The organism is Micromonospora sp. LZ34 (assembly GCF_052981855.1).
In genome coordinates this window covers 125,003-132,216 of sequence record NZ_JBRIQN010000020.1, presented here as the reverse complement: position 1 = coordinate 132,216, position 7,214 = coordinate 125,003, and the positions used below count along the sequence as shown (strand labels likewise).

Sequence of the window (7,214 nt, the reverse complement as noted above, 5' to 3'; positions counted from 1 at the left end):
CGCCCCCGGCAGCGGGCCCGACCCGACCCGGGCCGGAGGACCGGTCCCTGGGCCGGGCCGCCCCGCCGCACCGGGAGCCGGGCCGGCCGGAGCCCTCCGGTGTCCCGCCCGTGCCGCCGCCGGGCCCGGCCGGCGAGCCGCCCGCGGTGGCCCGCGCCGCCGCGGCGGTCCGTCCGCCGGAGCCGGCCGTCGGGCGGCCGGAACCCGAGCCGGTGAGCGGACCGCCGCTGCGCCGGGCCGCCGACCCGGACCCGGTGGCGGAGGACGATCCCGCCGCCGGGGGCCTGCGTGGCGCCCGCTCCGAGCTGCGCCGGCAGATGCGGGAGCGGCGCCGGCTGCGGATGGCCGTGCTCGCCCTGGTGAGCCTGGTGCTGCTCGGTGCCGTCCCGCTCTACTTCGGCATCCGTACGCTGAGCCGCGACCCGGTGTTCGACACCCTCGACCAGCTGGACGTGCCGAGCTGGGCGGCGGTGCAGACGGTCGACGACGTCAGCGGCAGCCGCTGGTGCCTGCTCGACTGCCGGCTGCGCGAACGCACGGTCACCTCCGAGGGGTCGCCGGAGGACACCGCCAAGGCCTACGAACAGGCGCTGGCCGCCGACGGCTGGCGCCCGTGGAAGGTGACCCGCTGCCCGGAGGAACCGGCGAAGGGCAGCTACACCTGCTGGCGACGCGACGAGCTGACCCTCGATCTGTGGGTGCGCGAGCCGACCTGCGTACCGCCGCCGGTCGACGGCGAGCCGGCCGTGGTGCCCTCGCCCAGCCCGTCGGCCGCAGCGCAGGGGTGCACCGGATCGTTGGTGTCGGTGAAGGTCCGCAACGCGATCGACGACGAGCGGACCCGGCCACAGCCGAGCACCGACCCGTCGCTCACCGGGGAGGACCCGTTCCCGACCCTCAGCGAGGATCCACTGGGCGAAGTGACACCCTCACCGTCCTGAGCCGGTTTCCATCACGGACGGTAGGGTCTGGGGCTGGCGGGCCCGCCTGCTCCCGCCGGCCCGTCACGGGTCGCCGAGCGCCGGCATGGGTAAGGGTCGTGCGGTTCGCGGACGTCCGGTCCGCGGAACCCCTGCTTGAGGAGGACAGGCGTGGACTATGGAGAGGTCGCGGCACTGATCGCGGCGATCGCGTTCGCGATGCTGGTGTTGATCCTGACGCTGCCGATCCTGCGGCTGCGGCACACCGTGGACGCCACCACCCGGATGATCAACGACCTCAACGACCGCACCGCCCCGCTGCTCGGCGACGTCAACGCCACGGTGAAGAACGTGAACACCGCGTTGGAGCAGGTGCAGACCTCGCTGGACGGGGTGAACCTGCAACTGGCCAAGGTCGACACCATGACCGGCCACGCCCAGAACATCACCGCGAACGTGGCGAATCTCGCCGCCGTCGTCTCCGCCGCCGCCGCCAACCCGTTGGTGAAGGTGGCGGCCTTCGGTTACGGCGTGCGCAAGGCCGCCGCCGCCCGCCGGCACGCCGAGACCGAGCGCGAGGTGCGCGACACCATCAAGCAGCAGCGTCGGGCCGCCCGCCGCGGCGACCGCTGACCCGCCCGGCGACCAGGAGGTTGAGAGCATGAGGCGGTTGTTCTGGCTGGGCATCGGGCTGGCCGTCGGCGTGGTGGTGGTCCGCAAGGCGACCCGCACCGCGCAGGCGTACACGCCGGCCGGGATCGCCAGCACAGTGTCGGAATCGGCTGGCGGGCTGGTCGAGTCGCTGCGTAGCTTCGTGGAGGACGTCCGGACCGGGATGGCCGAGCGCGAGCAGGAGATCCACGAGGCGTTCGCCCGGGGCGAGACCTACGACGACCAGTTCGCCGACCTGCGGGAGGACCCGCGCATCGGCGACCGAGAAATCTTTCCGGAGGAACACCAGCGATGAAGACGGCGGAGATCAAGCGGCGGTACCTCGCCCACTTCGAGGCGAACGGCCACGCCGTGGTGCCGTCCGCTCCGCTGCCCGCCATCAACGACCCGAACCTGCTGTTCGTCAACGCCGGCATGGTGCAGTTCGTCCCCTACTTCCTGGGCCAGCAGACCCCGTCCTACCGGCGCGCGGTCAGCGTCCAGAAGTGCATCCGCACCCCGGACATCGACGAGGTCGGCAAGACCAGCCGGCACGGCACGTTCTTCCAGATGAACGGCAACTTCTCCTTCGGTGATTACTTCAAGGAGGGGGCGATCCCGCTCGCCTGGGACCTGGTCACCAAGTCCCAGGAGCAGGGCGGCTTCGGCCTCGACCCGGAGCGGATCTGGCCGACGGTCTACCTCGACGACGACGAGGCGTACGACATCTGGCGCTCGGTCGGCGTGCCGGCGGAGCGGATCGTGCGCCGCGGCAAGGCGGACAACTTCTGGTCGATGGGCATCCCCGGCCCGTGCGGCCCCTGCTCCGAGCTGTTCTACGACCGCGGACCGGAGTACGGCCGCGAGGGCGGCCCGGCGGTCGACGAGGACCGGTACATGGAGTTCTGGAACCTCGTCTTCATGCAGTACGAGCGGGGCCCGGGCACCACCAAGGAGGACTACCCGATCCTGGGCGAGCTGCCGGCGAAGAACATCGACACCGGCATGGGCCTGGAGCGGATGGCGTCGATCCTGCAGGGGGTCGACAACCTCTACGAGATCGACGAGGTCCGGCCGATCCTGAACAAGGCCGCCGAGCTGACCGGCAAACGGTACGGCGCGCACTCCGGCCACGTCGCCAGCGAGTCGCACCCGGACGACGTGCGGCTGCGGGTGATCGCCGACCACGTGCGCACCGCCCTGATGCTGATCGGCGACGGGGTGACCCCGAGCAACGAGGGGCGCGGCTACGTGCTGCGCCGGATCATGCGCCGGGCGATCCGGGCGGTGCGGCTGCTCGGCTGGCAGGACCGGGCGCTGCCCGAGCTGCTGCCGGTGGCGCGGGACTGCATGGCCCCGTCGTACCCGGAGCTGGCCACCGAGTTCGACCGGATCGCCGACTACGCGTACGCGGAGGAGGACGCCTTCCTGTCCACCCTGCGCGCCGGCACCACGATCCTGGACACCGCGATCGCGGAGACCCGGACCGCGGGTGGCCGGAGCCTCTCCGGCGAGAAGGCGTTCCAGCTGCACGACACGTACGGCTTCCCGATCGACCTGACCCTGGAGATCGCGGCCGAGCAGGGGCTCCAGGTCGACGCCGAGGGCTTCCGGCGGCTGATGGCCGACCAGCGGGCCCGGGCGAAGGCCGACGCGCAGGCGCGCAAGACCGGGCACACCGACCTGTCGGCCTACCGCGGGGTGCTCGACGCCGGCGGCCCGGTGCGGTTCACCGGCTACAGCGAGGTCTCCCGGGAGTCGACCGTCCGGGCGGTGCTCGGCACGGCCGGGCCGGTCGGCGCGGCGGTCGAGGGGGACACCGTCGAGCTGGTGCTCGATGCCACCCCGTTCTACGCCGAGGGTGGTGGGCAGCAGCCCGACCTCGGCATGATCACCGTCGGCGACGGCCAGGTCGAGGTGTTCGACGTGCAGCAGCCGGTGCCCGGGCTGATCGTGCACCGGGCCCGGGTCGTCCGGGGCGAGGTGCGTCCCGGCCAGACCGGCTTCGCCGAGATCGACACCAGCCGGCGGCGGGCCATCTCCCGGTCGCACACCGCCACCCACCTGGTGCATCAGACCATGCGCAACTTCCTCGGCGAGTCCGCCACGCAGGCCGGTTCGCTGAACGCTCCGGGCCGGCTGCGGTTCGACTTCAACACCCCGACCGGGGTGGCGCCGAGCGTGCTGCGCGACGTCGAGCAGCAGGTCAACGAGGTGCTCCTGGCCGACCTGGAGGTGCACGCCTTCATCACCTCGCTGGAGGAGGCGCGCCGGATCGGGGCGATGGCGCTGTTCGGCGAGAAGTACGGCGAGGAGGTGCGGGTCGTCGAGGTGGGCGACTACGCCCGGGAGCTGTGCGGCGGCACCCATGTGGCCCGCTCCGGCCAGCTCGGCCTGGTCAAGATCCTCTCCGAGTCGTCGATCGGCTCCGGGGTGCGCCGGGTCGAGGCGCTGGTCGGCATGGACGCGTTCAACTTCCTGGCCCGGGAGCACCTGCTGGTCGCCCGCCTCGCCGAGCTGTACCGGGTGCCCAGCGACCAGGTCGCCGACCGGGTCGAGCAGACCGTGACCCAGCTGCGCGACGCCGAGAAGGAGCTGGAGAAGCTCCGCGCCCAGCTGGTGCTCGGTGGCGCGGCGGCGCTCGCCGCGCAGGCCAAGGACGTGCGCGGGATCGCGTACGTGGGCACCGAGGCGCCGGAGGGCGCGGCCGGCAACGACGTGCGGACGCTGGCCCAGGAGATCCGCGGCAAGATCGACCCGGCCCGGCCGGCGGTGGTCGCGGTCGCCGCCCGGGCGGGTGGCAAGGCGTCCCTGGTGGTCGCGGTCAACCCGGCCGCCCGCAGCCGGGGGATCGCCGCCGCCGACCTGGTCAAGGCGGCCCTCTCCGGGCGTGGCGGGGGCAGCCCCGACCTCGCCCAGGGCGGCGGCCTGCCGGCGGCGGAGGCGCCGAACCTGCTGCTCACGGTCGAGAAGGCGATCGCCGAGGCGTGATGGGTGGCCATCCCCGACCAGGGCGGACCACACCGGTCCGCCCTGGTTCGCTTTCCGGGGGCGGTGACCCTCGGTGACAGGGCTGTCGCGAGGCGTCCGGCTCGGCGTGGACGTCGGGCAGGTCCGGGTCGGGGTCGCCCGCTCCGACCCGCACGGCGTGCTGGCCACCCCGTTGGTCACCCTCGCCCGCGACCTCGGCGCGGCGCCCGACGCGGTGCCGAGTGACATCGCCGAGCTCGCCGCCCTGGTCGCGGAGCACGAGGCGGTGGAGGTGGTGGTCGGCCTTCCGGTCAACCTCGCCGGCAAGCACGGTCCGGCCGCCGTCCATGCGAAGGCGTACGCTGACCGCTTGGCGGATGTAATAGCGCCTGTTCCGGTAGCGCTCACCGACGAGAGGATGTCCACGGTCGTGGCGTCTCGTAGGCTTGCCGAGCGTGGTGTCCGGGGGAAACGGCAACGGGCGGTGGTCGACCAGGCTGCCGCAGTGGAGATTCTGCAGAGCTGGCTAGACGCGCAGCGGAGGCGGACGCAATGATCGACGATCTGGACCTCGGGTTCGACGAGCAGGATCGGGGGGAGAAGGGCCGGCACCGGCGCGGCTTCGTCAAGAAGCGCAACGGGCGCTCCGGTGGCCGGGGCAAGACCGTCCTGGCCCTGCTGCTGGCCCTGGTGCTGCTCGGCGGTATCGGCGGCGGTGCCTTCTACGGCTTCGACCGGATCCAGAACTACTTCGTCACCCCCGACTACGACGGCACGGGCACCGGTGAGGTGAACGTCGAGATCAAGCAGGGCGCGCTGATCGCCGACATGGCCGACGCGCTGCACACCGCCGGCGTGGTGAAGAGCCCCAAGGCGTTCATCGAGGCGGCGGCGGAGAACTCCCGCAGCAAGAACATCCAGCCGGGCCTGTACAAGCTGCGCAAGCAGATGAGCGGGGTGAGCGCGGTCACCGCGATGCTCGACCCGAAGAACCGGGTCGTCAACGGGCTCACCATCCCCGAGGGCCGGACCGCCAAGAACGTCTACAAGCTGCTCAGCGACAAGACCAAGATCCCGGTGAAGGAGTTCGAGACAGCGGCGAAGGACCCGGTCGCGCTCGGCGTGCCGGACTGGTGGTTCAAGCGCACCGACGGCAAGAGGGTCAAGCCGTCGATCGAGGGCTTCCTCTTCCCGGACACCTACGAGATCCCGCCGAAGGCCACCGCGGAGAGCATCCTCAAGCTGATGGTCGACAACTTCCTGGCGGTCACCGGGCAGATGGAGTTCGCCGACCGGGTGCAGAAGGAGCGCGGCGGGATCAGCCCGTACGAGGCGCTGATCGTCGCGTCGCTGGCCCAGGCGGAGGCGGGGAACAAGGACGACCTCGGCAAGGTCGCCCGGGTCGCCTACAACCGGGTGTTCGGCGAGTTCAACTGCAACTGCCTGGAGATGGACGTGACGGTCAACTACTACCTGGAGCTGACCGGGCAGCCGACCAAGCGCTCCGCCGACATGACCGCCGCCGAGCTCGACAACCCGAAGAACCCGTACAACCGCAAGCTGAAGGGCCTGGTCCCCACCCCGATCAACAACCCCGGGAAGCAGGCACTGGAGGGGGCGATGGACCCGCCGCCCGGGAAGTGGCTCTTCTTCGTGGCGATCGACGACAAGGGTCACTCGGCCTTCGCCGAGACCTTCGCGGAGCACGAGCGCAACATGGCCAAGGCCCGGGAGGCCGGGATCATCTGATGGCGCACCGACGGCGGGCGGCGGTGCTCGGCAAGCCGATCGCGCACTCGCTCTCCCCGGTCATCCACAACGCCGGCTACGCGGCGGCCGGGCTGACCGGGTGGTCGTACACCCGGATCGAGTGCGCGGCGGCGGAGCTGCCGGACCTGGTCGCCGACCTGGGCCCGGAGTGGGCCGGGCTCTCGGTGACCATGCCGGGCAAGGAGGCCGCCCTCGCGGTGGCCGCCGAGGCCTCGCCGGTCGCCGCCGCCGTCGGCGCGGCGAACACGCTGGTCCGCCGCTCCGACGGCAGGTGGTACGCGGACAACACCGACGTCGCGGGCATGGTCGAGGTGCTCAGCGGGGCCGGGGTGCGACCCGGCGCCACGGTGACGGTGCTCGGTGCGGGCGGCACGGCCCGCGCGGCGCTCGCCGCGGCGGCCCGCCTCGACGCCCGGGACGCGACCGTGGTCGCGCGCCGGCCGGCGGCGGTCGAGGACCTGCGCCCGGTGGCGGGTGCGGTCGGCCTGTCGACGACCGGCGCGCCCTGGGCCGACGCCGCCGGCCTCTGCCGGGCCGACGTGGTGGTCTCGACCGTGCCGAAGGGGGTCGCCGACCCGCTCGCCGACGCGGTCGCCTGGCGATCGGAGACCGTGCTCTTCGACGCGCTCTACGACCCGTGGCCCACCCCGCTGGCCGCCGCGGCCCGAGCGGCCGGCTGCCGGATCGTCTCCGGGCTCGACCTGCTGCTGGCCCAGGCGGTCGGCCAGTTCGAGCAGTTCACCGGCGTCCCGGCACCGCGGGAGGCGATGGCCGCCGCGCTCGCCGCGGCCCGGGCCTACTGACGCCGCCAACCGCTCCCGGCCGGGTCCCGTGCCGGTCCTTAGCTGTCGGTTAAGACGCGCTTACGTCCCGCTGTCCTCGCCACGACGTACCGTGACCGTC

At 72.6% G+C, this 7,214-nt stretch carries 7 protein-coding genes; all 7 read left to right on the top strand.

What is annotated here, in order from left to right; all coding sequences use genetic code 11:
* Positions 1-341 precede the first annotated feature (341 nt).
* The 7 genes from ACVCAH_RS21640 to ACVCAH_RS21610 all read left to right on the top strand — a co-directional run bounded on the left by ACVCAH_RS21640 (position 342) and on the right by ACVCAH_RS21610 (position 7,114).
* Entirely contained in the window at positions 342-941 is a 600-nt protein-coding gene (locus ACVCAH_RS21640; protein ID WP_447137996.1) for a hypothetical protein, read from the top strand.
* Positions 942-1,091: 150 nt separating this feature from the next.
* On the top strand, positions 1,092-1,553 hold the full coding sequence (locus ACVCAH_RS21635; protein WP_447137987.1) for a DUF948 domain-containing protein: 462 nt from the start codon (positions 1,092-1,094) through the stop codon (positions 1,551-1,553).
* A 28-nt stretch (positions 1,554-1,581) separates the two neighbouring features.
* Positions 1,582-1,887 carry a hypothetical protein gene (locus tag ACVCAH_RS21630; protein ID WP_447137986.1) on the top strand — a complete coding sequence of 102 codons (306 nt, stop codon included), beginning with the start codon at positions 1,582-1,584 and terminating at the stop codon, positions 1,885-1,887.
* Complete coding sequence (gene alaS / locus ACVCAH_RS21625; RefSeq protein ID WP_447137985.1) at positions 1,884-4,562, top strand: alanine--tRNA ligase; 2,679 nt, start codon at positions 1,884-1,886, stop codon at positions 4,560-4,562. The genes ACVCAH_RS21630 and alaS overlap by 4 nt, the downstream gene beginning before the upstream one ends.
* A 73-nt stretch (positions 4,563-4,635) precedes the next feature.
* A complete protein-coding gene (gene ruvX, locus ACVCAH_RS21620) occupies positions 4,636-5,097 on the top strand; it encodes a Holliday junction resolvase RuvX (protein WP_447137984.1) in 462 nt (153 codons plus the stop codon).
* Positions 5,094-6,290, top strand: coding sequence for an endolytic transglycosylase MltG (mltG, locus tag ACVCAH_RS21615; RefSeq protein WP_447137983.1), 1,197 nt, complete (start codon positions 5,094-5,096; stop codon positions 6,288-6,290). Before ruvX ends, mltG begins: the two co-directional genes overlap by 4 nt.
* The gene (locus tag ACVCAH_RS21610; protein ID WP_447137982.1) at positions 6,290-7,114 is read left to right on the top strand and encodes a shikimate dehydrogenase; all 825 of its coding nucleotides are present in this window, start codon (positions 6,290-6,292) and stop codon (positions 7,112-7,114) included. The genes mltG and ACVCAH_RS21610 overlap by 1 nt, the downstream gene beginning before the upstream one ends.
* Positions 7,115-7,214 lie beyond the last annotated feature (100 nt).

Excerpts from the sequence above, each read along its gene's own strand:
- ACVCAH_RS21640 (WP_447137996.1), top strand. The coding sequence starts at position 342 with ATGGCCGTGCTCGCCCTGGTGAGCCTGGTGCTGCTCGGTGCCGTCCCG.
- ACVCAH_RS21630 (WP_447137986.1), top strand. The coding sequence starts at position 1,582 with ATGAGGCGGTTGTTCTGGCTGGGCATCGGGCTGGCCGTCGGCGTGGTG.
- alaS (WP_447137985.1), top strand. The coding sequence starts at position 1,884 with ATGAAGACGGCGGAGATCAAGCGGCGGTACCTCGCCCACTTCGAGGCG.
- mltG (WP_447137983.1), top strand. The coding sequence starts at position 5,094 with ATGATCGACGATCTGGACCTCGGGTTCGACGAGCAGGATCGGGGGGAG.
- ACVCAH_RS21610 (WP_447137982.1), top strand. The coding sequence starts at position 6,290 with ATGGCGCACCGACGGCGGGCGGCGGTGCTCGGCAAGCCGATCGCGCAC.